This window comes from Rhizobium acaciae (assembly GCF_025941625.1).
Taxonomy (GTDB): Bacteria; Pseudomonadota; Alphaproteobacteria; order Rhizobiales; family Rhizobiaceae; genus Rhizobium; species Rhizobium acaciae.
Map to the genome: position 1 here is coordinate 110,219 of NZ_JAPCZO010000002.1, position 23,181 is coordinate 133,399.

25 protein-coding genes are annotated in these 23,181 nt (G+C 60.8%); 16 read left to right on the plus strand and 9 right to left on the minus strand.

Going from position 1 to position 23,181, the window contains the following annotated elements; genetic code table 11:
* Positions 1-25 precede the first annotated feature (25 nt).
* From OLZ32_RS04295 to OLZ32_RS04310, 4 genes are read right to left on the minus strand one after another with little or no spacing between them, the layout of a single operon-like run.
* Positions 26-946: an ABC transporter permease gene (locus OLZ32_RS04295; RefSeq protein ID WP_264399347.1), complete on the minus strand. Its 921-nt coding sequence runs from the start codon at positions 944-946 to the stop codon at positions 26-28.
* A complete protein-coding gene (locus OLZ32_RS04300) occupies positions 946-1,794 on the minus strand; it encodes an ABC transporter permease (protein ID WP_222059068.1) in 849 nt (282 codons plus the stop codon). The genes OLZ32_RS04295 and OLZ32_RS04300 overlap by 1 nt, the downstream gene beginning before the upstream one ends.
* Complete coding sequence (locus OLZ32_RS04305; RefSeq protein ID WP_264399346.1) at positions 1,794-2,375, minus strand: ANTAR domain-containing response regulator; 582 nt, start codon at positions 2,373-2,375, stop codon at positions 1,794-1,796. The genes OLZ32_RS04300 and OLZ32_RS04305 overlap by 1 nt, the downstream gene beginning before the upstream one ends.
* A complete protein-coding gene (locus OLZ32_RS04310; protein WP_264399345.1) occupies positions 2,372-3,505 on the minus strand; it encodes a transporter substrate-binding protein in 1,134 nt (377 codons plus the stop codon). The genes OLZ32_RS04305 and OLZ32_RS04310 overlap by 4 nt, the downstream gene beginning before the upstream one ends.
* Positions 3,506-3,892: 387 nt before the next feature.
* On the opposite strand from OLZ32_RS04310, the gene OLZ32_RS04315 reads away from it, so the two are divergent.
* Entirely contained in the window at positions 3,893-4,144 is a 252-nt protein-coding gene (locus tag OLZ32_RS04315; protein ID WP_003547928.1) for a MafI family immunity protein, read from the plus strand.
* Positions 4,145-4,817: 673 nt separating this feature from the next.
* Here OLZ32_RS04315 and OLZ32_RS04320 read toward each other — a convergent pair.
* Positions 4,818-5,402 carry a DUF1349 domain-containing protein gene (locus OLZ32_RS04320; RefSeq protein ID WP_264419680.1) on the minus strand — a complete coding sequence of 195 codons (585 nt, stop codon included), beginning with the start codon at positions 5,400-5,402 and terminating at the stop codon, positions 4,818-4,820.
* 226 nt (positions 5,403-5,628) lie between these two features.
* Here OLZ32_RS04320 and OLZ32_RS04325 point away from each other — a divergent pair, with 226 nt between their 5' ends.
* The 6 genes from OLZ32_RS04325 to OLZ32_RS04350 all read left to right on the plus strand — a co-directional run bounded on the left by OLZ32_RS04325 (position 5,629) and on the right by OLZ32_RS04350 (position 12,742).
* Entirely contained in the window at positions 5,629-7,155 is a 1,527-nt protein-coding gene (locus tag OLZ32_RS04325; protein WP_264399344.1) for an ABC transporter substrate-binding protein, read from the plus strand.
* Between the two features lie 80 nt (positions 7,156-7,235).
* Positions 7,236-8,177, plus strand: a complete 942-nt coding sequence (locus OLZ32_RS04330) for an ABC transporter permease (protein ID WP_003547937.1) — start codon at positions 7,236-7,238, stop codon at positions 8,175-8,177.
* Positions 8,177-9,046: an ABC transporter permease gene (locus tag OLZ32_RS04335; protein WP_003547939.1), complete on the plus strand. Its 870-nt coding sequence runs from the start codon at positions 8,177-8,179 to the stop codon at positions 9,044-9,046. Before OLZ32_RS04330 ends, OLZ32_RS04335 begins: the two co-directional genes overlap by 1 nt.
* A 50-nt stretch (positions 9,047-9,096) precedes the next feature.
* Positions 9,097-9,609, plus strand: coding sequence for a RidA family protein (locus OLZ32_RS04340; RefSeq protein WP_130790606.1), 513 nt, complete (start codon positions 9,097-9,099; stop codon positions 9,607-9,609).
* Positions 9,610-9,677: 68 nt separating this feature from the next.
* Positions 9,678-10,874 carry an aminotransferase class V-fold PLP-dependent enzyme gene (locus OLZ32_RS04345; RefSeq protein WP_130790607.1) on the plus strand — a complete coding sequence of 399 codons (1,197 nt, stop codon included), beginning with the start codon at positions 9,678-9,680 and terminating at the stop codon, positions 10,872-10,874.
* Between the two features lie 32 nt (positions 10,875-10,906).
* Positions 10,907-12,742: an ABC transporter ATP-binding protein gene (locus OLZ32_RS04350; protein ID WP_264419682.1), complete on the plus strand. Its 1,836-nt coding sequence runs from the start codon at positions 10,907-10,909 to the stop codon at positions 12,740-12,742.
* 26 nt (positions 12,743-12,768) lie between these two features.
* Here OLZ32_RS04350 and OLZ32_RS04355 read toward each other — a convergent pair whose 3' ends face one another.
* On the minus strand, positions 12,769-13,983 hold the full coding sequence (locus OLZ32_RS04355; protein ID WP_003547947.1) for a polyhydroxyalkanoate depolymerase: 1,215 nt from the start codon (positions 13,981-13,983) through the stop codon (positions 12,769-12,771).
* A 123-nt stretch (positions 13,984-14,106) separates the two neighbouring features.
* On the opposite strand from OLZ32_RS04355, the gene OLZ32_RS04360 reads away from it, so the two are divergent.
* The 7 genes from OLZ32_RS04360 (at position 14,107) to OLZ32_RS04390 (ending at position 19,390) form a co-directional block, all read left to right on the plus strand.
* Positions 14,107-14,760: a glutathione S-transferase gene (locus tag OLZ32_RS04360; protein WP_029874878.1), complete on the plus strand. Its 654-nt coding sequence runs from the start codon at positions 14,107-14,109 to the stop codon at positions 14,758-14,760.
* A gap of 115 nt (positions 14,761-14,875) precedes the next feature.
* Positions 14,876-15,697, plus strand: a complete 822-nt coding sequence (locus OLZ32_RS04365; protein ID WP_164038973.1) for a bifunctional allantoicase/(S)-ureidoglycine aminohydrolase — start codon at positions 14,876-14,878, stop codon at positions 15,695-15,697.
* 19 nt (positions 15,698-15,716) lie between these two features.
* The gene (locus OLZ32_RS04370; RefSeq protein WP_264399341.1) at positions 15,717-16,250 is read left to right on the plus strand and encodes a GNAT family N-acetyltransferase; all 534 of its coding nucleotides are present in this window, start codon (positions 15,717-15,719) and stop codon (positions 16,248-16,250) included.
* 206 nt (positions 16,251-16,456) lie between these two features.
* Positions 16,457-17,344 carry a DUF1206 domain-containing protein gene (locus OLZ32_RS04375; RefSeq protein ID WP_264419686.1) on the plus strand — a complete coding sequence of 296 codons (888 nt, stop codon included), beginning with the start codon at positions 16,457-16,459 and terminating at the stop codon, positions 17,342-17,344.
* A 113-nt stretch (positions 17,345-17,457) separates the two neighbouring features.
* Complete coding sequence (locus tag OLZ32_RS04380) at positions 17,458-18,384, plus strand: TIGR02587 family membrane protein (RefSeq protein WP_264419688.1); 927 nt, start codon at positions 17,458-17,460, stop codon at positions 18,382-18,384.
* A 6-nt stretch (positions 18,385-18,390) separates the two neighbouring features.
* The gene (locus tag OLZ32_RS04385; protein ID WP_003547960.1) at positions 18,391-18,801 is read left to right on the plus strand and encodes a TIGR02588 family protein; all 411 of its coding nucleotides are present in this window, start codon (positions 18,391-18,393) and stop codon (positions 18,799-18,801) included.
* A 67-nt stretch (positions 18,802-18,868) separates the two neighbouring features.
* Complete coding sequence (locus OLZ32_RS04390) at positions 18,869-19,390, plus strand: cupin (protein WP_264419690.1); 522 nt, start codon at positions 18,869-18,871, stop codon at positions 19,388-19,390.
* Positions 19,391-19,558: 168 nt separating this feature from the next.
* On the opposite strand, the gene OLZ32_RS04395 is transcribed toward OLZ32_RS04390, so the two are convergent.
* Positions 19,559-19,777 (minus strand): hypothetical protein, encoded by a 219-nt coding sequence (locus OLZ32_RS04395; protein ID WP_003547964.1) that lies wholly within the window; start codon positions 19,775-19,777, stop codon positions 19,559-19,561.
* A 60-nt stretch (positions 19,778-19,837) separates the two neighbouring features.
* Entirely contained in the window at positions 19,838-20,683 is an 846-nt protein-coding gene (locus tag OLZ32_RS04400) for a pirin family protein (protein ID WP_264420098.1), read from the minus strand.
* Between the two features lie 299 nt (positions 20,684-20,982).
* Between OLZ32_RS04400 and OLZ32_RS04405 the strand changes: the two genes are divergently transcribed.
* Together OLZ32_RS04405 and OLZ32_RS04410 are read left to right on the plus strand one after the other, a co-directional pair.
* Positions 20,983-21,465, plus strand: coding sequence for a DMT family transporter (locus tag OLZ32_RS04405; protein WP_264419692.1), 483 nt, complete (start codon positions 20,983-20,985; stop codon positions 21,463-21,465).
* Entirely contained in the window at positions 21,462-21,902 is a 441-nt protein-coding gene (locus OLZ32_RS04410) for a DMT family transporter (RefSeq protein WP_264419694.1), read from the plus strand. The genes OLZ32_RS04405 and OLZ32_RS04410 overlap by 4 nt, the downstream gene beginning before the upstream one ends.
* 113 nt (positions 21,903-22,015) lie before the next feature.
* Here OLZ32_RS04410 and OLZ32_RS04415 read toward each other — a convergent pair whose 3' ends face one another.
* The gene (locus OLZ32_RS04415) at positions 22,016-23,179 is read right to left on the minus strand and encodes an amidase family protein (protein ID WP_264419696.1); all 1,164 of its coding nucleotides are present in this window, start codon (positions 23,177-23,179) and stop codon (positions 22,016-22,018) included.
* Positions 23,180-23,181: the final 2 nt, after the last annotated feature.

Sequence of the window (23,181 nt, forward strand, 5' to 3'; positions counted from 1 at the left end):
CTTGGTTCCCCTTCTTTGGTTGCTGTCAGCGTGTGCGGATGCGCGGATCGATGACCGGCGCGACGAGGTCGGCAAGCAGATTGCCGATGATGATGGCGAGTGCCGAGGTCAGGGTGACACCCATGATGATCGGGATGTCGACCTGCTGGATCGCCTGCCAGGCGAGCTGGCCGATGCCGGGCCAGCCATAGACCGCTTCAACCACGACCACGCCGCCCATGAACTGGCCGATATCGATGCCGATCATCGCGATGATCGGCAGCACGGCATTGGGCAGTGCATGCCGCAGGATGACGCGCTTCGAGGAAAGGCCCTTGGCGCGCGCCGTGCGGACATAATCCTGGTTCAGCACGTCGATCATCGACGAGCGCACCATGCGGGCGTACCAACCGGCGCCGCAGATGCCGAGCGTCACGGCCGGCAGGACGAGATGCGAGAAGCTGCCGTAGCCGCTCATCGGAAACCAGCCGAGCGTTGCCGCCAGCAGGTAGAGCAGCAGCAGGGCGACGAGGAACTGCGGCGCCGAGGTGCCGACAAAGGAGGCCATCATCACCAGACGGTCGACGAAGCCGCCGCGGCGCACGGCAGCGATGGTGCCGAGCGTCAGGCCGAGCACCACCTCGACGAAGATGCCGGCAAGCATCAGCGTCAGTGTTGCCGGCAGGCGGGCGGCGATCAGCGTCCAGACATCGGTCTTCTGCGCATAGGAGCGGCCGAGATTGCCATGCAGCAGATTGCCGAGATAGGTGCCGAACTGGACCAGCAGCGGTTGGTCGAGGCCGAGCTCATGGCGGATGTTGGCGACCGTCAGGGCGGTAGCGCTGCGGCCGGCGATCATGCGGGCCGGGTCGGCCGGAAGGGCGTAGAGCAGCACGAAGGTGATTGCCGCGACGCCGAGCAGGATGAGCGCCGCCTGCACCAGCCTGCGGAGCATGAGTGACGCCATTAGCCCCTCCCGCGCTGGGTCGGGTCGAGAATGTCGCGCAGCGCGTCGCCCACCAGATTGAAGGAAAGCGCCGTCAGAAGGATGATCGCGCCCGGAATGAAGACCAGCCAGGGGGCGGCCTGGAAATAGCTTTGGCTCTCGAAGATGATGTTGCCCCAGGAGGGCTGCGGCGGCTGGACGCCGACGCCGAGAAAGGAAAGTGTCGCCTCGAGCAGCACGGTGGTGGCGATGCCGAGCGTTCCCCAGACGATTGCCGTCGGCATGAGGTGGGGCAGGATATGCATGAAGAGCACCCGCATATGGCCGGCGCCGAGCGAGCGCTCCGCCATGATGAAATCGCGCTCCACCAGCCCGCGGGTTTCGGTATAGACGATGCGGGCGACCTGCACCCAGTTGACCAGCGCGATCACCATGGCGACGATCCAGAGGCTCGGCTTCAGCAATGCGGCGAGCACGATGGCGAGCAACAGCGCCGGAAAGGCCATCATCAGATCGGTGAAGCGCATCAGGATATTGCCCGCCAGCCCGCGGAGATAACCGGCAACGATGCCGACGAAGAGGCCGATCGTCACCGCGATGCCGTTGGCGACAAGGCCGATGATCAGCGAGGTGCGGGCGCCGAAGAGCAGGCGGGAAAAGAGGTCGCGGCCGAGCGTGTCGGTGCCCAGCAGATAGGGACCGCCCGGCGGCAGCGGCGCGCCTTCGAGCGAGAGGCCGTCAAACATCTGTTCGTCGGGACTGAACGGCGCGATCCACGGCGCTGCGATGGCGAGCGCGATGACGAGTGTGACGACGATCAGGCCGAAAAGGGCCGTCGGCTGGCGGATCATCTGTTTCAGTACGTGCATCAGCCGGCCTCCGGCAGGGGTTCGGCGCCCGCCAGGATGAAGGCCGATATCTGCTCCATCGGCAGGCGGCGGCGCATGGCGCAATTGCGCAGGATTGCGTAAGCGCTCTCCTCGTCGATGCCGTGTGCGGCCTGAAGCTTTTCGACGGCGGCGTGAACGAGTGGCCGCAGCCGAACGCGCTCTTCGAGATATTGCAGCTTTTCCGCGGTCGCCTTGCGCTCCCGATGAATGGAGACGGCCATGACAAGTGCCGGATAGACGGCCGATGTGGCGATCGGCTTGGCGATGATCGCGCCGGCCCCCTGTCCGAGCGCCCAGGCGATGCGGCCGGGCGCTTCCGAACCAAGCAAGGCAACGACGGGGCAGGCAGGCGTTTCGCCGTTCCAGGGCAGTAGATCGTCCCAGCCCTGGTCGGCATCGACGATGACGAGATCGGGCAGTGCCGTAGCCGAAAGCGGCGCCCATTGCAGCGTTGCGTGGATGCCGAGCAGGCGAAGCTGGCGGATCAGCTTTTCGGTGTTGCCGTCCTCGCGATGCAGGACCATCGCCTGCCAGCCGGTGAAATTGGGCGTCTCTCTCATGACACCACCCTCAGCCGTGGAAAGGCCTGTCGGTTGCGGCCGGTCAGATAGGGGTCGGCGGCGAGCGGCGGCCGCGAGGCGACGACATCAAAGCCGTTGTCGGCGTTGATCCGGCCGAGATGGAAGGGCAGGGCGGCATGATTGGTGTCGCGGTCGATCGAAAGCGTGCCGAACGGGGTCGGCCAGGATCGATTGTAGAGCTCGCGCCGGACGGCGTCGGGCTCGTCACTACCGGCAGCGACGATCGCGTCGACGCAGAGCCGGACGGCCGTATAGGCGCTGGCAAAGACGCTGGAGACACGCCGCTCCGTGCCGTGACGCTCGGTGACACGGGCCTTGAAGGCGGCATTCTCGGGGGTCGCGATACTGTCGAAATAGGAAGCGGCGCAAAGCTGGCCGGCAGCAGCTCCGGCGGCGATATCGTCGAGTTCGCATTCCATCAGGTCGCAGCTGACCACCGGGCAGTTTTCCGCGCGGAAGGCCGGATCGCAACCACCAAGGGCCTTGATCGCCTCCAGGAAGGCGTAGCTCGAGGGGCCGATCAGATTGTTGAGGATGAAGCTCGGACGGCGCTGCGCGATCTCGGCGACGATGCGTTCGACGGCGGTCTCTTCAAGCGGAAGATAGCGTTCGCCAAGTACTTCGCCGCCGGCATTGGTAATCAGTTCGCGGGCGAGCCGGTTCATCTCCCAGCCCCAGACATAGTTGGCGCCGACGAGATAGGGCCTTGCGCCGTAACGCGGGATCAGGTGCTCGAAAAGCGGCAGCAGATGCTGGTTGGGGCAGCCGCCGACATAGATGACGTTCTCGTTGGCCTCGAAACCTTCATAGGGGCACATGTACCAGAGCAGGCCGTCATGTTTCTCGACGAGCGGAATGACTTCCTTGCGTGCTGCCGACGTGATCGTGCCGACGATATGGCGGCAGCCGGCCCGCAGAAGATGGCGCGCGCCGTCGAGATAGGCGGCAAGATCGGCATGCGGATCGAAGAAGATGGGTTCGATCGCCAGCCCTTCGACGCCGGCATATTCGGCCATCGCGAAATCGGCGCCGTCGCGCGCGTCGCGGCCCATCGAGCCGTAAGGCCCGGTGGTCGAATAGAGGATGCCGATTTTCAGCGTGTCGTTCATGAAGTGACCACATCAAAAACCCCACGACGCTGGTCCCATCGAGCGATGAGGCGTCATGGGGCGAAACTGCCCAGAGACTATCGGAGTCATGTCAATGCGGCTGGCCTTCTGCCTAATCCGCAGGCCTGAGTAAAATACAGGCAGCTTGTCTTTGTCAAGTGTGCTGCGCTGCACTCGCAGTCATTTGATTTGTTCTTTCGGTAGAGCAGCCAAAGGTCGCTCTATCTTGAAAAAATGTTAGATCACTTCGAGAAGCGAGGTGTTTGACAACGGGCATCGCCGGCTATTCAATCCGCCGAGAGTCTAGCCGGTGGTGAAGGTTCAGTGATAGGTACCGGATATTGCCATGGCGCCGCTTCGTTACCCACACTCTTGAGGTGCGGATGGATGGAAATCGAGAAGCGACTAATTGATTTGATCAGTGATTTTAACGGGCGGTTAGCGGGGGAAGATATTCGCGAGTACATATCCCTTGCGGAGCATAATGAGTGTGTGGTTGCGTTGGAAAATCTATGCACGCAGTTGCGCGAGTATGATGTGGTGCTGGCTCCGGAGGAACTGGCGAACATTCAGGCGCTGGCAAATGAGATAAATCTAAAAGCAGATACCTGGGCGTTTCTCAAGTACCCCAAATCTTGATGCTCATACTGCGTGTGCCTACCTGGTGCATGGAGTGCTAAAGCGCTGAAGCGGTTGCCGCACCCGAGTTGATGAGCTTGATGACAAATCCTCATTTTTCCAATGAAATGCCTCACGACGAGAGGAAGTATTCTGGGTCTGGATATGGCAAAGCGCATAAAGATTGGTAACGTAATTCAGATTCTAACGTCGAGAGGCGTTTGCTACGCCCAAGTGACTCATAAGCATTTACGCTACGGATACCTGCTTCGCGTGTTTGATGGTTTTCACAGCGACAGGCCCAATAATTTCGGCGAAGTGGTTACTTCTCCCGTGTTATTTTCTGCCTTTTTTCCTGTCCAAAAAGCAGTTGACGAAGGCCTAGTGGCAAATGTCGGAAACAGTAGCGTGACCGATGCAAATTCCGTCTTTCCCATCTTTCGGACCAGTGCCCGGGATAGGGACGGGCGGCGGGGCCCGTGGTGGTTATGGAATGGAGAAACGGAAGTAATGCTGACGCGAGTCCTTTCTGATGAGGAAAAGAGATATCCGGTCCGCGGTATCATCAGTGCACCCTTGTTGGTTGAGCGAATTGAGAAGGGTTATCGAGCGGAGACTCATGATTTATAGTTTGCCGCCGCCGGATTATTGTTGCCGGTGCCTCTGAGTGCGACTTGATCGCGTTCCGGACTCCCTAACTTAAATCATGCAGATCCGTCGTAATCGCCGCCCCAACCGAAAACTCCGAAAACCGCACCCTCGGCCCGCTGCGCTCCGGTGTGCAGGCAGCCGGCCCGACCTGATAGCGCGTGGCTGCCGGGAAGGGCGCGAGCCGCAGCAGCGGCCAGCGGCTGCCGTCACGGGAGGCCTGGATGCGCATCGCGCCGTTTTTGACGGTCACGCGGATGCGGAAATCCTCCAATTCCTTGAAAGGCTGCGCCACGGACCAGTCGGACTTGCCGTCGGTGACGACGGTGCTGAGGAAGGCTTCGCCGTCGGTGAATTCGACGCCTGTCTTCATCCAGCGTTTCTCGTCGATGCGCACCATCAGGCCGGCCTGGTCGTAGAGGGTGCGGAATTCGCCCTGGACGCGGATCTGGGCGGTGAAGCTATCGGCGGTGGGAAAGGCGAGGAAATGGCCGCTGTCGCGGGTGAAGCCGTAATGGGTTTCCCGCCAGAAATCGGTAGTCTCGTCGGTCGTCAGGGTGAGGCCGGCTTCGTTCGCCTGCCATTGAGCCGGCTCGTTCAGCCATTTTCCGTCGTTGAAATCGATGCTCATCCTGCTCTCCCGTTCCCTTGAAGCCTGACTCAGGGCGATCGCCTCACCTTGGCACAATAAGCGGCCGTGGTGCAGGCGGACGCAGCCAAAGATTGTGTGTTTTTCCGGCGTCCGGGTATCCGCCCCGGGCATAATCCGTCGCTCGTGCTTGACAGGATCGATCCATCTCTTATTCTGTTACAAAAAGATGAATTACATAATTGTGGAACTAAACGGGAGCCATCACATGAAAACACTGGTCGCATTCCTTCTCGGCACTGCGCTCGTCGCCCTGCCTTCGACCCTGCTTGCCCAGGAAAAGGGCGGCGTCATCAATGTCGCGACGATCGGCGAGCCGCCGACGCTCGATCCGATGTCGTCGACGGCCGATCTCGTCGGCATCGTCACGCAGCACATTTTCGAAACGCTCTACACCTTCGACAAGAGCTGGAACGTAACGCCGCTTCTGGCCGAAAGCCTGCCTGAGATCAGCGCCGACGGCAAAACCTATACGATCAAGCTCAGGACCGGCATCAAGTTCCACGACAATAGCGATATGACCTCGGAAGACGTCGTCGCCTCGCTTGGTCGCTGGATGAAGATCGCCTCGCGCGGCAAGCAGGTGGCCGGCTTCATCGAATCCGTTACCGCCGTCGATCCGGCGACCGTCAAGATTGCGCTGAAGCAGCCCTATGCGCCGCTGACCTCGCTGCTCGCCTTCAACAATTCGGCCGCGATCATCATCCCGTCCGAAAAGCAGGACGAACCGATGAAGGACTTCATCGGCACCGGTCCCTACATGCTGAAAGAGCGCAAGGCCGACCAGTATATCCAGCTCGTCCGCTTCGATGGCTACAAGTCGCGCGAAGGCGACAGCAATGGTTATGGCGGCGCCCGCCACCAGTATCTCGATGAAATCCGCTTCGTGCCGGTGCCGGATCCGAACACTCGCGTCGAGGCCGCCGTTTCCGGCCAGTACGACTACGTCGACTCGATCCCGGTTGAATCCTACGACAAGCTGAAGGCCTCCACCGCCTCGCAGCCGATCATCCTGAAGCCCTTCGGTTATCCCGTCTTCGTCTTCAACACGAAGGAAGGTATTGCTGGGAATGTCGAGGTTCGCAAGGCGATCCGCCAGGCGCTCAGCATGGAAGACATGCTGGCGGCGGCTTTCGGCAGCAAGGATTTCTACGCGCTCGACGGCGCCATCTATCCCAAGACCTTTGCCTGGTCGACAGATGCTGGCGTCGAGGGCGCCTATAACGTCGCCGATCCGGAAGGGGCGGCGGCTGCCGCCAAGAAGGCCGGCTACAACGGCGAACCGATCCGCATCCTGACCAGCCGCCAGTATGAGTTCCACTACAAGATGGCGCAGGTCGCCGCCGAATATCTGAAGCTTGCCGGCTTCACCGTCGATATGCAGGTGGTGGACTGGGCGACGCTGACGCAACGCCGCACCGATCCGAAGCTCTGGGATATCTACATCACCCATAGCCCCTTCCTGCCGGAGCCTGCCCTCATCGGCTCGCTCTCGACCAGTTCGCCGGGCTGGTGGGATACGCCGGCCCGCAAGGCTGCCGTCGATGCCTTTACCTCGGAAGTCGATCCGAAGAAGCGCGTGGCGCTCTGGGCCGATGTCCAGAAGGCGATCTATGCCGACGCCCCCTTCATGAAGATCGGCGACTTCAACGCCGTTTCGGCAGAATCGACCAAGCTTGAAGGCGTCGATCCGGCTCCGTGGCCGTATTTCTGGAATGCTTCGATCAAGAAGTAAACATCGCCACCGATACCGGCCCGCCGTGGCCGGTATCGGTCTTCTTTTTTGCAGCATCTGCAAAGGTTTGCCAGGCATTCATGATACGCTACATCCTCCAGCGCCTGTTCGGCATGATCGTCGTGATGTTTCTCGTCGTCACGATCGTCTTCGTCATCGTGCGCGTGACCCCGGGCGATCCGGCCGCCGTCATGCTCGGGCCGGATGCGACGCCGCAGGATATTGCCGACCTCAGGGCCCGGCTCGGCCTCGATCAGTCGCTCGGCCTGCAATATGTCTATTATATCGGCCAGATGCTGAGAGGCGATCTCGGCCAGTCGATCTTCCTCAACATGCCTGTCACCTCGGCTCTGCTCGACCGGGCCGAACCGACCTTCTTCCTGACTTTGTTTTCGCTCGCAATCGCCAGCATCATCGCTCTGCCGATCGGCATCTATGCCGCCTATCGGCGCGGCTCCTTCATCGACCAGGCGGCAACGACGCTTGCGATGTTTGCCGCCAGCATTCCGAGCTTCTGGCTCGGCCTGATCCTGATGCAGTTCTTCGCCGTCAGGCTCAACCTCTTCCCGGTCTCGGGCTATGGCGGCCCGGGCTCGACCTTTTTCGAGCGCATGTATCACCTGACGCTGCCCGCCTTCGCGCTCGGCATCGTCTCCTCGGCGCTGATCCTGCGTTTCACCCGCGCTTCGATGCTCGATGTGCTCGGCGACGATTATATCCGCACGGCCCGCGCCAAGGGTTTGATCGAGCGCCGGGTCATCCTCAAGCACGCACTGAAGAATGCGCTGATCCCGATCCTGACGGTGATCGGCCTGACGGCAGCGGTGCTGATATCGGGCGCCGTCGTCACCGAGACCGTCTTCGGCCTGCCGGGTGTCGGCAACCTCGTCGTCTCAGCGGTGCTGCGCCGCGACTATCCCGTCATCCAGGGCGCGCTGCTCGTCATCGCCGCGCTCTACGTGCTGATCAATTTTGCGATCGACATGCTCTATCTCCTGATCGATCCGAGGGTGCGCTACTGATGGCCGATATCGCAATCAAACCCGTCGAAGGCGAGGGCAGCAAATTCGCCAGGCGCCTGCTGAAGCGCAAGACGGTCGCCTTGGGCTTGCTGATCCTGACGATCTTCGTGCTTCTGGCGGTCTTCGCACCTGTTGTCGCGCCCTATTCGCCGTCGAAGCTTTCCATCGTCAACCGGCTGAAGCCGCCGAGCGGCACCTTTGTCTTCGGCACCGACGAGTTCGGTCGCGATGTCTTCTCGCGCACCATCTTCGCCGGCCGTCTGTCGCTGCTCGTCGGTGCGGCGGTCGTGACCTTGTCGGCCGTGATCGGCGTGACGCTCGGCCTGCTTGCCGGCTTCTTCCAGAAGCTCGATACGCCGATCGCCCGGCTGATCGATGCAATGATGGCGTTTCCGGATATTCTGCTGGCAATCGCGCTCGTTGCTGCCCTCGGCCCGTCGCTGACCACGGTCATCATCGCGCTGTCGATCGTCTATGCGCCGCGGCTTGCCCGCATTGTGCGCGCTTCGACGCTGGTCATTCGTGAACTCCCCTATGTCGAGGCGGCGAGGGCGCTTGGCATCTCGACCTTCCACATCATGACGCGGCATGTGCTGCGCAATCTGCTGTCGCCGATCCTCGTGCAGGCGACGTTCCTCTTCGCCAGCGCAATGCTTGCCGAAGCCGGTCTGTCTTTTCTCGGCCTCGGCGTCAGCCCCGAAATCCCGACCTGGGGAACGATGATCGCCGCCGGCCGGCAATATATCGGCCAGGCCGACTGGATGACGCTGTTTCCGGGTGTTGCCATCATCCTCTCCGTGCTGTCGCTGCAGATGGTCGGCGACGGCCTCAGGGACATGCTCGATCCGAGACTTCGCAAGGATCTCTAATCCGCCGACCAAGCGTCGGCCCAATCGAAATTCGCCCAATCGAAAATTGCATGACAGGAGTTTGCGTGAATCAGTTTCCCACCGCCGCCGGCAAGGTCGAGAACTCGCCTTACGAACGGCTTGCCGCCCTCGGTATTGCGCTGCCGCCGCCGCCGCCGCCGATCGCCAATTTCGTCACGCACGTGATCGAAGGCAATATGCTCTACCTCTCCGGCCAGGGCCCGCGCGAGGCCGACGGCTTCATGCATGCCGGCAAGGTCGGCGGTGGGGTCAGTGTCGAGGAGGCCTACGGCCACGCGCGGCTGACCGGCATCAACCTGCTTGCCGTCATGCAGGATGCGCTCGGCGATCTCTCCCGCGTCAAGCGGGTGGTCAAGCTGCTCGGCATGGTCAATGCCGTGCCTGAGTTCGAGGATCATCCGAACGTCATCAACGGCTGCTCGGATCTGTTGATCGCAGTCTTCGGGCTGGCGGGCGAACATGCCCGGTCGGCCGTCGGCTTCGGCTCGCTGCCCGGCAACATCACCGTCGAGATCGAGGCGATCGTCGCCTTGCACGGCTGACGGAAGCTCGACACAGTTGATCGACCGCCCCATGTTTCGTTTTTCGACCCAGACTCCTGGAGATCTCCATGTCCACTGATATCCGCCCGTCGCTTGGCCTTCGCCCTGTCATCAATGTATCGGGCACGATGACCAGCCTCGGCGCCTCGATCGTCGTTCCCGAAGCGATCAGCGCGATGGCATCGATCCTGCCGCACTTCGTCGAGATCAACGACCTGCAGCGCAAGGCAAGCGCCGTCATCGCCCGGCTGACCGGCGGCGAGGCGGGCTTCGTCACGGCTTCCTGCTCGGCCGGCATTTCGCTCGCCGTCGCCGGCGCGATCACCGGCAACAATCTGCTGGCGATCGAGAAGCTGCCGGATGTGGTGCCGGAGAAGAACGAAGTGCTGGTGCAGATGGGCCATGTGGTGAGCTATGGCGCACCCGTCGACCAGGCGATCCGGCTTGCCGGCGGCAAGGTCGTGCTTGTCGGGCAGGCGACCTCGACGCATCGCTTCCACATGGAAAACGCCATCACCGAAAAAACGGCCGCCGCCGTCTATGTCGTCTCCCATCATGTCGTCGATTACGGCCTGCTGAACCTCAAGGAATTCGTCGAGATCGCCCATGCCAAGGGCGTGCCCGTCATCGTCGATGCGGCCTCGGAATATGACCTGCGCATCTTCCTGGAGCAGGGGGCCGATATCGCGCTTTACTCCGGCCACAAATTCCTCGGCGGACCGACCTCGGGCATCGCTGCCGGCAGGAAGGAGCTGGTGCGGCATGCCTTCCTGCAGAACATGGGCATCGGCCGCGGCATGAAGGTTGGCAAGGAGAGCATCTTCGGCGTCATGGCAGCGCTTGAAGCCTGGGAAAACCGTGACCATGCCGGCATCCGGGAGCGCGAGACCGGCTATCTCAACCTGTGGAAACGCACGCTCGACGGCCGCCCTGGCCTCACCGCGCTGATCGAGCCCGATCCGACCAACAATCCGCTCGATCGGCTGCGCCTGATCGTCGATCCTGAGCAGGCGCATATCACCGCATGGGATCTGGCCGATGCGCTTGCCAAGGGCAGCCCGCCGATCATCGTGCGCGACCATGAGGTGGAGCACCGCTATTTCTACCTCGACCCTTGCAATCTGCACCCGGGCGAGGAGACGATCGTCGCGGAGCGCCTGGCGCAGGAACTCGACAAGGCGCGCGCCTCCAACGAGATTATCGCAACGCCGATCGAGAACCGCAGCAGGCACCGCTTCGACGGTGCGCTGCGCTGGCCGGATTGATCCGCCGCTTACCCGTCGCAAGAGGAACCGCCATGGCCAGCGCCCAAACCCAACCGATTCAGACGACCAGCGACGTTCTTTCCGTCGAAAGGCTGACGACCTCCTTCCTGGTGGACGGCGTCTGGAAACCGGTCGTGCGCGACGTCTCTTTCACCGTCGCTCCGGCGGAAACGGTGGCGATCGTCGGCGAATCCGGCTCGGGCAAGAGCGTCACTTCGCTCTCGATCATGCGGCTGCTGCAGGCGGACACGAGTCGTGTCGAGGGCCGCGTCATGCTCGGCGGACGCGACCTTCTGGCCTTGCCGGAAAATGCCATGCGGCAGGTGCGCGGCAACGAGGTGGCGATGATCTTTCAGGAGCCGATGACATCGCTCAATCCGCTCTTCACCATCGGCGACCAGATTTCCGAGGCGCTGCTCTGCCATTCCGATATGAGCAGGGTCGATGCCAAAGCCGAGACGATAAGGCTGCTGGAAAAGGTCCGCATTCCCTCGGCCGCCTCGCGCTTCGGCGAATATCCGCACCGTTTTTCCGGCGGCATGCGCCAGCGAGTGATGATCGCCATGGCGCTCGCCAGCCGGCCGAAACTGTTGATCGCCGACGAGCCGACGACGGCGCTCGACGTGACAATCCAGGGTCAGATCCTCGATCTCATCAAGATGCTGCAGGACGAGGAGGGGACCTCCGTTCTATTCATCACCCATGACATGGGCGTCGTTGCCGAGATCGCCGACCGGACGGTGGTGATGTATCGCGGCGAACAGGTGGAAAGCGGCGCTACCGCCGATATCTTCCACCGCGGCAAACATCCCTATACGAGAGCGCTGCTTTCAGCCGTGCCGGTGCTCGGCTCGATGCAGGGCCGGCAAAGGCCGCTGCGCTTTCCCGTGGTCAATACCGCAACGGGTGAATCGGACATTCCCGCCGAGGTCGCCGATACGGTGGCAGCGACGCCGGTCCTGCAGGTGAAGAACCTCACCAAGCGTTTCGACATTCATTCCGGCCTGCTCGGCCGGCTGACCAGCCGTGTGCATGCCGTCGAAAACGTCTCCTTCGATCTTCATGCCGGCGAGACGCTGTCGCTCGTCGGCGAATCCGGCTGCGGCAAATCGACGACCGGCCGCGCCATCATGCGCCTCATCGAGCCGCAGGCCGGTTCCGTTCTCGTCGAGGGCAGGGAGGTGCTCGGCCTCGACCGGAAGGATCTGCGCGAGATGCGCAAATCCGTGCAGATGATCTTCCAGGATCCTTTTGCCAGCCTCAATCCGCGCATGACTGTTGGTGCTGCGATCGCCGAACCCTATCTCGAACACAAGATGGGCAATGCGAAGCAGGCAAAGGACGTCGTTGCCGACCTGCTGGTGAAGGTCGGTCTGTCGGCGGATATGGCCGCGCGTTATCCGCATGAGTTTTCCGGCGGCCAGCGCCAGCGCATCTGCATCGCTCGCGCCCTTGCCTTGCAGCCGAAGGTCATCGTCGCCGACGAAAGCGTCTCGGCGCTCGACGTCTCGATCAAGGCGCAAGTCATCAACCTGATGCTCGACCTGCAACAGAGCCTCAACCTTGCCTTCCTGTTCATCTCGCACGACATGGCGGTGGTCGAGCGTGTCAGCCACCGTGTGGCGGTGATGTATCTCGGCGAGATCGTCGAGATCGGCCCGCGGGCCTCGGTCTTCGAAAATCCGCAGCATCCCTATACGAAGAAACTCATCGCGGCAGTGCCCGTGCCGGATCCCGACCGCCGCCATGAAAAGCGGATGGTGGCGAATGACGAGATCAAGAGCCCGATGCGCCCGGTCGACTATCAGCCTGCAAGCACGTCTTATCGCGAAGTCGGGCCGGGCCACCTGGTCATGGCCGATCGGTAGACTTGCCATCGCGTTTCTGACGGGCGCTATTCCATTGCCAGGATCATGTTGCGCACGACGGGGTAGATTTCCCCCTCCCAGCGGCGGCCGCTGAAGACGCCGTAATGTCCGACATTGGCCTGAAGATGATGGCGCTTCAGATGCGGGCGCAGTCCACGACAGAGATCGTGCGCGGCCGACGTCTGGCCGAGCGCGCAGATGTCGTCGCGGCCGCCCTCGACGGTCAAAAGCGCCGTGTTGCGGATCTGGCCCGGGTCGACCTTGCGGCCATGGTGAGTGAGGTCGCCGGTCGCGAGTTCCGCCTTCTGGAAGACGCGCTCGATGGTCTCGATGTAGAATTCCTCGGTGAGGTCGAGCACGGCGAAATATTCGTCGTAGAACTTCTTGATCTTGCCGGCCTCGGCCGTCTCGCCCTTCGCCAGATGGTCGTAAAGCTTGCGATGGGCGTCCTGGTGGCGCTGCATGTTCATCGACATGAAGGCGACGAGCTGGAGGAAGCCGGGATAGACCCGCCGCCCGGCGCCCCGATAACGCCAAGGAACGCCCGTGATCAGCGAGTTCTCGAACCAGGCGAGCGACTTCGATACGGCAAGTTCGTTGACCTTCGTCGGGCTCTCGCGCGGATCGATCGGTCCGGCCATCAGCGTCATGGTCCGCGGGGTGGCGGGATGCCGCTCTTCCGACATCACGGCAACGGCGGCCAGCGCCTGTACGCAGGGCTGGCAGACGGCGAGGATATGAGCGCCGGGGCCGATCTCCTCCAGGAAATGCATGATATAGTCGACATAGTCGTCCATGCCGAAGCGTCCGGCCGACAGCGGCACGTCGCGGGCGTTCGCCCAGTCGGTGATGTAGACGTCGTGATCGCGCAGCAGGGTCTGCACCGTGCCGCGCAGGAGCGTCGCGAAATGGCCGGACAGCGGGGCGACGACCAGCACCCGCGGCCGCTTTGCATCGGTGTCCGTTGCAAAGCGCAGCAGTGTGCCGAAGGGCATGTCGAGTACGGTCTCGACGGTGACGGGCACCACGCGATTGCCGATCATGACCGAGGTAATAGCGAAATCCGGACGTTGGTGGGTGATCTCGAAGCGTGAGATCATCTCCAGCGCGGCGGCGAAGTGCCGTCCCATTTCGCTGCCGGATCCCCAGAGCGCTGTCGCGGAGAAGATTTGCAAGCGCCGCGCCAGATCGCGGAGCGGCGCGATGAGATCATCCTGGAACTGATAGGCCTGGTAGAGCATGGCCGAAATCTCCCGCACTGCCGCATCGATGCGGCGGTGCAAAAAATGCTAGTGGAATATGTCCTGCCATGCGAGAAGATTATCGAGGAAGAAGCAACATTGTCCGACAAGGATACGAGCCCGATGTCGCAAGCTGCACTGACGATTTCCTCGAAGAACTACTCCTCTTGGTCTCTGCGCGGCTGGCTGCTGTGCCGGATGGCGGGACTGGACTTCGCCGAAGTGCTTGTGGAGATGGATGACGAGGCGCGCCAGGAGCTGCTTCTGCTTTCACCATCGGTTCTGGTGCCGAGGCTGACGCATGACGATGTGACGGTCTGGGACACGCTGGCGATCGCCGAATATCTCCACGAAGTGACGCCCACTGCGGGGCTCTGGCCCACTGAGCGCGCGGCGCGCGCCCGCTGCCGGTCGGTCTCGGGCGAGATGCATTCGGGTTTCCATAACCTGCGTTCGGCCTTGCCGATGAACCTCAAGGCGCGGCATGCGAGCTTCAAGATATTTTCGGGCGCGCGGCCCGATGTCGAGCGCGTCAAGGCGATCTGGACCGAATGCCTCGAGGCAAGCGGCGGCCCCTGGCTGTTCGGCACCGCGCCGACCGTGGCCGATGCGATGTATGCGCCAGTCTGCACCCGTTTCCGCACCTATGCGGTGGAACTCGAACCGCAGCTCGAAGCCTATGTGGAAACGGTGCTGTCCTGGCCGCTGATGGGCGAGTGGACCGAAGGCGCGATGGCCGAGCCGGACGAGATCGTCGAGTTGGAAGTCGAGTTCTGAAGGGAACGCGGCGGTGCGGCTCCGCATCGATTTTCACGCGACGAATTAAGAGTTGCCTGGAAGGTGAGCGGCGCATAAATCAGATGCAGTGCCACATGCCGCGAAATCTGGACCGATGAACAACAACGACTATTATTCGAAACTCGGCGGACTGCCGCCGCAGACCGAGCTGCTTTCCAGCAAGGCCGTTTTCACCACGGCCTACGCGGTCATCCCGCGCAGCGTCATGACCGACATCGTCACCAGCGTCCTTCCGCATTGGACGGGGACACGGGCATGGGTCCTCTCCCGGCCGCTCTCCGGTTTCTCCGAGACCTTCTCGCAATATGTGATGGAGGTTCAGCCGGGCGGCGGAAGCGATCGGCCGGAGCCCGACAAGCGGGCCGAAGCGGTCCTGTTCGTCGTCGAAGGCGAGATGACCGTGGAGTTCGACGGCAACAGCCATGCGCTGCGCGCCGGTTCGTTCGCCTATATTCCGGCGGGTTCGGTCTGGCGCCTGAAAAACGGCGGTTCGACTGCGGCAAAATTCCACTGGATTCGAAAGGCCTTTCAGGAGGTCGAGGGGCTGGAGCCGCCGCCGGCGATCTTCACGCATGAGGACCAGCACCCCATCTCGGCAATGCCCGATACCGATGGACGCTGGGGCACGACCCGGTTCATCGATCCGGCCGATGTCCGCTACGACATGCACGTGAATATCGTGACTTTGGAGCCGGGTGCCGTGATCCCGTTCATGGAAACCCATGTCATGGAGCATGGTCTCTACGTGCTGGAGGGCAAGGCCGTCTATCGGCTGAACCAGGATTGGGTCGAGGTCGAAGCCGGCGACTTCATGTGGTTGCGCTCCTTCTGCCCGCAGGCATGTTACGCTGGCGGCCCCGGCCGGTTCCGCTACCTGCTCTACAAGGATGTCAACCGTCATATGACGCTCTGGTAGGATCTATCGCAGAGGGACGATGAGGCTCGAAAGCGAACGTCTGATTTTGAGACCCTGGCGACCGCAGGATCGCAAGCCCTTCGCTGCGATCAATGCCGAGCCCGAGGTCGTCAGATATCTCAATCCTCTGACCGACGAACAGTCGAATGCGATGCTCGACCGCATCGACGTTCACTTCGAGGATCATGGCTGGGGGTTTTGGGCGCTGGAGGAGAAGGCAAGCGGCGCGTTGATCGGCATGTGCGGCCTCAACAACGTTTCGCCAGCTTTGCCGTTTGCGCCGGCAGTCGAAATCGGTTGGCGGCTTTCAGCCTCGCGGCACGGCGCCGGATATGCGCGCGAGGCCGCGGAACGGTCTCTCGACTTCGCGTTCAACGAGCTGAAGCTTGACCGCATCGTCAGCTTCACGGTGCCAGCAAACAGCAATTCCTGGGGTTTGATGAGGCGACTGGGGATGAACCGGATCGGTGAATTCGATCATCCCAATCTGGCCGAGGGGCATCCGTTGCGCCATCACGTGCTCTATGAACTGCGATCATCAATCGGTATTTGAAAGGCCCATCTCAGGGGAAATTTCAGCCGAGTGCCTTCCTTCAATCAATAGGAGATTTTTCCATTTTTCGTCAACCTATAATTGCAAAAGTGGCGTAATCTATCTTATGGAACTGAAATAGCACTGCTCGCCATCTCGTTTCATTAGGAACCCCTGTTGGCGTCCGACAGTCAAAATTGCGACAAAAGTTCGAGGCGCTTGCCTCGTTGAAGACATTCATCGCGGAGAAGTCGGAACTGTTTTGCTGGGCGCTCGTTAAATCCGCGGCGGGGGAACCAGAGATGACCAGGTCGAAATTTGAATGGCTTGCGCGGGCCGGATACAGCGCCCGAGGTATTGTGTTTTTGCTCGTTGCTGCGCTGGCAGTATTTTCGAGCTTCGGCGGCGGAAAGGCCGATACCAAATCAGCGCTCGACGCGGTCTTGGAACAGCCATTGGGCCGGGTGTGGCTGGGCTTGATAGGGCTCGGGCTACTCGGCTTTGTAGCATGGCGGCTTGCCCAGTCCATCGCAAACGCAGACAACCATGATCACAGTGTGAAAAGCTACCTGATCCGAGCCGCCCTCCTCGGGAGCGCCGTGACGTACATGGGGTTGGCGATATACGCCTTTCAGGACGCCCTTGGTTTTGGAGCCGGTGGCGACGGCGGAGAAAAGGGCTTAGCGGCCTGGGCCATGTCGCAACCGTTTGGTCGATTCCTAGCTGGTGCGATTGGTCTCGGGTTTGTCGTTGGTGGTGCTGTTACCGCGCTGAAAGGTATCACACGGCGATTTGAGCGATATCTGACGCTCGGTCAAAGCCGACCTCTGTTATTGGTTTGCGTCTATGGGCTGGTTTCCCGTGGGGTGGTTTTCGTGATCGTCGGCATCTTCTTTTGCTATGCGGCCTTCACCGTCGATCCGGGCCAGGCGGGAAGCATAAGTGATGCCTTGACCTTCGTGAGACAGCTTCCTTTCGGAGCTGTTCTCTACCTCGTCGTGGCTATCGGCTTGGCTGCGTTCGGGATCTATAATTTGGTCGAGGCACGATATCGAACCGTGTCGACACCAAAACTCTCGCAGGTACGGTCGGAACTGCCACTATCTCACAACTGAGAAGCATTCGAGAAAAGTCATGTCAACCTTGATGTCCATGACGGCTTTGACTTCGGCGGCGCTGGTGCTCATCCGTCCAACCCGCGCTTCTGCAGCGAGCGCGTGCGCTTTGAATGCCGCTGCCTCGGTTTACGTGTGGTGGGAATTTTTCATTTAGGGGGAGATCTAACTTGAGTGTCGCGACCACGCGCGAGGATTTCGACAGCCGCAAATTTTTTGCAGGGATTGCACGCGGTATTGCTGGAGCATTGCTTTTCGCGCTGCCGATGTTCATGACCATGGAAATGTGGGAGCTCGGCTTCTACATGGACCGCAGCCGCCTGTTTCTCTTGCTGATCGTCAATATTCCCCTTCTCGTTATTCTCTCGGACCGGATCGGATTTGAGCGGACGTCGACCTGGCGACAAGCGATCCGTGACGCAAGCATTGCCTACGGCCTTGGGGTTCTGGGCAGCGCACTGATCCTCTTCGCCATGGGGGTTCTGAAATACGACCAATCTCCGCACGAGATTGTCGGAATGATCGCGATCCAGGCCATACCTGCCAGCATTGGCGCGATGCTAGGTCGGAGCCAGCTCGGCGGACAATCGGACGATGGTGACGATGCCAAGGAAGGCGATAATGATGACCCAATCCACGAACGGGAAACGAGCTACGCCGGTGAACTATTCCTGATGGCGGTCGGCGCCCTGTTCCTCAACCTCAACGTCGCGCCCACCGAGGAAATGATCTTGCTCTCGTACAAGATGACGCCGTGGCATGGCCTGCTCATGATCGCCGCCTCGCTGGCAGTCATGCATGGGTTCGTTTACGCCCTTTCTTTCAAGGGGAGCCACGATCTCGCCGAGGGTATGCCAAGCTGGCACGCTTTCGTTCGCTTCACCCTGCCGGGCTACGTCATTGCCGGTCTGATCAGTGCCTATTGCCTCTGGACGTTCCATAGAACCGATGACATCGGGTCTACCCAAATCCTTATGGCCGTTGTCGTTCTGAGCTTTCCCGGTGCCATTGGCGCGGCAGCAGCCCGCCTGATCCTGTGAGGCACCATGACAAAAATCTTCAACGACAAAAATGTGGAAGCAGGCGAACCGCATTGGATTGAATGGGCCACGGGCGTCGTCTCGGCCGTAATTGTCCTTGGCGTGATTGCTTGGATTGGCAAGGATGCATTGGCGGACCGTGATTCTTCGCCGAACCTGGTCGGGGCCGTGCTGCAAACCGAAAAGCGCGGCGATGGCTTTCAAGTTCTCTTCGAAATCAGAAACGATTCAAGCGCGACCGCGTCGCAAGTAACCGTCCAGGGCGAGATACGAGAACAGGGTGCGGTGCTTGAAAACGTCGAGACCGTCTTGGACTATGTCCCAGGACACTCGAAAGCCAAAGGTGGGCTGATATTCCAGCAAGACCCCGCCGGGAAGACTTTGACGGTCAGAGCGTCCTCATTTGATGAGCCATAGTCGAGTTGGGATTTCCTGCGAGACCAGCGCCTCCCCGAAGATCGGATAGGTGCTTGGGAGACATTTTATGACAGATGATGCCGCCGACCCGATGGTCGTACACGAGCTGCAGCTACAGCGAAGCAGCTGGGTGCCAAACAACTCGAAACTGGCAGTTCTACTCTATCGAGGTGCGCTTTCAGCCGCAGCAGGCAGCAAGAGTTTCGAAGACCTGTTCGCGAGCAACGGATGGACCGGGATCTGGCGGAATGGCATCTTCACCTACGACCACTATCATTCTGGTGCCCATGAAGTGCTTGGTATTGCCGGGGGCACGGCCAAGCTTTTGCTCGGCGGGCCAGAGGGCAAAGAAATCGATGTCGCAGCGGGCGATTGCCTGATCCTGCCAGCCGGGACCGGCCATCGGAACCTTGGGGCAAGTGCGGATTTTTCCGTGGTGGGAGGTTATCCGCCCGGACAGCATGCAGACATACTGACATCAGCTCCGTCTGAGGAGCAACTTTTGACCATTGCCGAACTCTCCATCCCGAGCAGCGACCCTATCGAGGGCGCCGATGGATACTTGGTTCGCGCATGGCGCAGCGATTGATCGAGCTTCCTGTAAGATGGGTGCCTGGTCAAACTGAAAATGCGAGGGCGCGCTCCACGCCGCTAATCATGCAGCCGCCGTGCGGGTCAGCACGCCGCGCGAGACCGTTCGGTAACTGATAGCCGGCATTCCGACAGGAGACGTCGATTGTTTTCGGAGTCTTATTGGTCAGGCCGTTCGTCCAAGGGTGGAAAGTGCATCCTGCAGTCTAAGCGCCGCCAGCGCCTCGGTTGCCTCATCCGAAGACCATCCCGCTTCCAGCGCCGCAGACAGGACCAGCGATTCCGTTTGCAGCTCAAGCTTCTCATAAAGCGGCTCAATGGCTTCGCGCGCTGTTACAACGTGCTGGTCTGGTGGGGTGATGGGTGTGGCGGCAACCGTAGGCATGAAATGCTCCTCCTATTGAACGCTAAGGTTCGAAACCCGTTAGGGGCATCCTTGTTCCATTCATATCGCCTTTTCGGTCTTCGAGCGGCGATGCGAGAAATGACGACGCCATATATGGCGAAATTTCCTCCATCGCAGGAACGCGCGAATAATGATTGCCGGCGGGATCTTCTTGTGGTCGCCGACAGTCCCCTGCCTGGTGATAGATGCGTTCGGGTCGAGCAGAAACGCGACCAACGTGCTTGCACTCTGCGCCTCTACTTCGAGCTTGTCATCAGATAAATGCAGCCCCTGCTCGCCTTCGGCGAACGTCTGCTTATCGACGACAACGGAACCGCTAAAGATGTAGAAATAGAGATCTCGGCCTTGTTTCTGCGGGAATTCCACCCGTAGGCCCGCGTCTAGCCGGATGTCGAAGAAGTCGATTGCGCTGCGGACGTAAAAGGGCGCGCCCTCTCCTTCCGGCCCGACCAGGTATCGCCAGACGTTTGCCGCGGCAGCTGGCATCGGCCCGTGCTGGATCTTCGGCTCGAGATCGACCGCATAAGGGCGAACGAGGATCTGCAGCATTCGCAGAGGCGGATCGGATGCCAGCGTCTCTTCGGAATGCCAAAAGCTTGCTCCGGCATTCATCACCATCAGATGATCACGGTCGATCACCAACCGGCCAGCGGCCTTGTCGTCGTGACGCATGATGCCTTCGGGCACCCAGGAAATGATCTCGTCGTTCCGGTGCTCATGCATCGCGATCAGGCGGCCGGGATCGAGGATGGATTCAACGACCATGGCGAGAGGGCCTTGGCCGTGATCGGTCGGCTTCGGCTTCAACCAGCCCGGCATGTTGACATGTGCGACGAAGCCTCCCGCATCCCGCACCACGAATGTTCGTTCGCCCTTGATCAGCATCGCATCCTCCATGCTTGCAAGGCAGTGACGACGCCAGGTCATTAGCCATCTGCCGGGAGGGCCCGTCAATGGAAAGGATGTTTGTCGGACCACGATTGACGCCAGGCAGGAAATCCGCTGAGACGTACCGTCCTAATCAGGAACCATGGTCGATGCATTCGTCCACGCGAGAAATCCGTCTTCGAACTGCATAATTCAAAGTGCTGCTGCGTCCTTTGCGGCTCTCGAAAAGACGCAGCGGCGCTGTAGTGACAATTTGAAAAATATCGGGCGCAATCGATTCTTTGACAGGATCTGCAATGACTACCGAAGCACGTAATTCGCATCCCATCTACTTCATCGGAGCCTTTGCCACGGGCGGGTTCCTGACTTTCATGGTGCACCTCAACGGCGAGTTGGCCCGTTATGGCAATCCCCTGTTCTCATCCTGGACTGCGCACGGCACAGGCATCATCGCAGCCGTTATTCTTCTCCTGGTGGTCCACCGCCGGCGCACGCCGTTGGTAGAAAAAACCCCCAACGCACCTTGGTGGGCTTATCTCGGGGGGATATCCGGCGCGGCAACGGTCATTCTGACCTCGACTGCGGTCAACTCACCGCTCGGGCTCTCCGGCACCTTGGCTTTGGGTTTGGCAGGCCAGGTCGCCTTCAGCGTCGCGGCCGACAGTTGGGGACTGTTCGGTCTGCCAAAGCGGCGTCCGGATATGCGGGACATCGTAGCACTCGGCTTGGTCGTCACTGGGGCTGCACTCATCATCCTGTTTGGGCGAGGTGCGGCATGACGGTGTTCATTCTCCTCGCGTGCCTGGGTGGTGTGCTCGTCGGCCTCAGTCGTCAGATCAATGGGCGGTTGAGCATATCGACGACGCCGCTGATCGCATCCTTCTGGAACCATGCCATAGGCTTTGCTGCCCTCACCTGCCTTGGTCTCTTTGTCGGAGGTCTGCTTCCTGCGGGCGCTGCCGAAGCGCCTTGGTATGTCTATCTGGGTGGTTCCATCGGCGTTATTTTCGTGGCGGCGGGCAGTTGGGCGATTGCTCGAATAGGCGCGGTGAATTCGGCTCTGCTGATCATCGGTGGCCAGATGGTGACAGGGGTGGTGCTTGATTATGCGCGCGACGTTCCAGCGTCATTTTGGGCGAACGCGACCGGAATTGTTCTCATCGTCGGCGGAATGATGGTCAGCCGGAGACGACGCAAAGCCGGTGGCGCGCAATAGCCAAGCGCTGCGCAGCCGTGCCGGTGCTATCGCTGACCGACAATTTCATCGGCCGGTCGCAAGTCACGGGACGGATGGACGGTGGGGAATGGCCCGCCGCCGTATTTGCTCTTTCACTCAGCCGTTAATTGCCGGGCCACATTCATAAGCATCCTGTCGGCGCTCCTTGCGCCGAACAAGGAAAGCGAACCGTTCCGCGCGCAATTGGCAATTGGAAAAGCCAGCTGTGGGCAGCCGCTAAGACCCGAGAGACACAGAAGCTCGATGCAGCCAGAACGAAATACGGCGAAGCTTTCCGGCTCGGCATCGCGCGTTGGCGGGCTCATGGCCAATGTCGGAAGAACGACAACCATATTTTCGCGGAGCAATCGGTCGATCTCCGCGGAAAAAAGTTTGCGGATCCTGGTTGCCTCGCGCACCTCCTCGTCGTCCAGGTGAGATCCTGACAGAAGACGCGCCGCAATATCGGGCGCAATAGCTTCAGGGCTCCGCTCGAAGAGTGTTCTGTTGCTTTCCCAGGCTTCCCTTTGCAGGATGGTGATGAACGCCGAAGCAAGATCGGCGAGGCTGAACGAGGCGATAGCATTGGTGGTCATGCGAATAGGCATGCCCGCTGATCGAAGGCGGGCGATCATCTCGTTGGCGACCGCGTCGTCAATGGTTGCGAAGACATCCTCGGGAATGAGAATATATGATGGTTGGTCATTTGCCGCGGACATGCCGACGGCGCTCATCACCGCGGCCATTGGTTCCAGGCTTCTCGTCATGAAGCCCGGCACGTCGAAGCTTGGCGCCAGCGGACGCAGCGCCCTGTTGTCGAGGCTTCCATGTGTCGGCCGCCAGCCGATGAGACCGTTGACGGCGGCGGGCAGACGGATGGAGCCGGATGTGTCTGTTCCAAGGCCGATATCCGCGAGACCAGCGGCAACCGCGACGGCCGAGCCCGACGACGATCCGCCGGGAATGAGGTGGGGATCGCGCGGATTGATCGGCATGCCGAAATGGATGTTGCTGCCGATCAGGGAATAGGCGAGCTCATCCGTATTGGTTTTGCCGACGAAGCAGGCGCCGGCATCGAGCAGCGTCTGGACCAGAGGCGCCGTCGATGTCTTGATGCCGGAGGCAGCGAGTAGCGCGGCGTTGCCGGCCGCGGTCGGATAGCCGGCAACGTCGAAAAGGTCCTTAACCGCCAGGCGAAAGCCGGAAAGAGGACCGATGGCCGCATGCCCGACATCCGCATCCGGATAGGGCATGAAAGCGTTCCATGGGTCTCGCATTT

Bases quoted from the DNA above. Each gene is read 5' to 3' on its own strand.
- OLZ32_RS04325 (WP_264399344.1), top strand. From the start codon at position 5,629: ATGAAAACACTGGTCGCATTCCTTCTCGGCACTGCGCTCGTCGCCCTG.
- OLZ32_RS04315 (WP_003547928.1), top strand. From the start codon at position 3,893: ATGGAAATCGAGAAGCGACTAATTGATTTGATCAGTGATTTTAACGGG.
- OLZ32_RS04410 (WP_264419694.1), top strand. From the start codon at position 21,462: ATGACGGTGTTCATTCTCCTCGCGTGCCTGGGTGGTGTGCTCGTCGGC.
- OLZ32_RS04360 (WP_029874878.1), top strand. From the start codon at position 14,107: ATGTCGCAAGCTGCACTGACGATTTCCTCGAAGAACTACTCCTCTTGG.
- OLZ32_RS04305 (WP_264399346.1), bottom strand. From the start codon at position 2,375: ATGAGAGAGACGCCCAATTTCACCGGCTGGCAGGCGATGGTCCTGCAT.
- OLZ32_RS04350 (WP_264419682.1), top strand. From the start codon at position 10,907: ATGGCCAGCGCCCAAACCCAACCGATTCAGACGACCAGCGACGTTCTT.
- OLZ32_RS04415 (WP_264419696.1), bottom strand. From the start codon at position 23,179: ATGCGAGACCCATGGAACGCTTTCATGCCCTATCCGGATGCGGATGTC.
- OLZ32_RS04390 (WP_264419690.1), top strand. From the start codon at position 18,869: ATGACAGATGATGCCGCCGACCCGATGGTCGTACACGAGCTGCAGCTA.
- OLZ32_RS04320 (WP_264419680.1), bottom strand. From the start codon at position 5,402: ATGAGCATCGATTTCAACGACGGAAAATGGCTGAACGAGCCGGCTCAA.
- OLZ32_RS04405 (WP_264419692.1), top strand. From the start codon at position 20,983: ATGACTACCGAAGCACGTAATTCGCATCCCATCTACTTCATCGGAGCC.
- OLZ32_RS04330 (WP_003547937.1), top strand. From the start codon at position 7,236: ATGATACGCTACATCCTCCAGCGCCTGTTCGGCATGATCGTCGTGATG.
- OLZ32_RS04365 (WP_164038973.1), top strand. From the start codon at position 14,876: ATGAACAACAACGACTATTATTCGAAACTCGGCGGACTGCCGCCGCAG.
- OLZ32_RS04400 (WP_264420098.1), bottom strand. From the start codon at position 20,683: ATGCTGATCAAGGGCGAACGAACATTCGTGGTGCGGGATGCGGGAGGC.
- OLZ32_RS04300 (WP_222059068.1), bottom strand. From the start codon at position 1,794: ATGCACGTACTGAAACAGATGATCCGCCAGCCGACGGCCCTTTTCGGC.
- OLZ32_RS04370 (WP_264399341.1), top strand. From the start codon at position 15,717: ATGAGGCTCGAAAGCGAACGTCTGATTTTGAGACCCTGGCGACCGCAG.
- OLZ32_RS04345 (WP_130790607.1), top strand. From the start codon at position 9,678: ATGTCCACTGATATCCGCCCGTCGCTTGGCCTTCGCCCTGTCATCAAT.
- OLZ32_RS04340 (WP_130790606.1), top strand. From the start codon at position 9,097: ATGACAGGAGTTTGCGTGAATCAGTTTCCCACCGCCGCCGGCAAGGTC.
- OLZ32_RS04395 (WP_003547964.1), bottom strand. From the start codon at position 19,777: ATGCCTACGGTTGCCGCCACACCCATCACCCCACCAGACCAGCACGTT.
- OLZ32_RS04295 (WP_264399347.1), bottom strand. From the start codon at position 946: ATGGCGTCACTCATGCTCCGCAGGCTGGTGCAGGCGGCGCTCATCCTG.
- OLZ32_RS04355 (WP_003547947.1), bottom strand. From the start codon at position 13,983: ATGCTCTACCAGGCCTATCAGTTCCAGGATGATCTCATCGCGCCGCTC.
- OLZ32_RS04380 (WP_264419688.1), top strand. From the start codon at position 17,458: ATGCCGCTGCCTCGGTTTACGTGTGGTGGGAATTTTTCATTTAGGGGG.
- OLZ32_RS04335 (WP_003547939.1), top strand. From the start codon at position 8,177: ATGGCCGATATCGCAATCAAACCCGTCGAAGGCGAGGGCAGCAAATTC.
- OLZ32_RS04385 (WP_003547960.1), top strand. From the start codon at position 18,391: ATGACAAAAATCTTCAACGACAAAAATGTGGAAGCAGGCGAACCGCAT.
- OLZ32_RS04310 (WP_264399345.1), bottom strand. From the start codon at position 3,505: ATGAACGACACGCTGAAAATCGGCATCCTCTATTCGACCACCGGGCCT.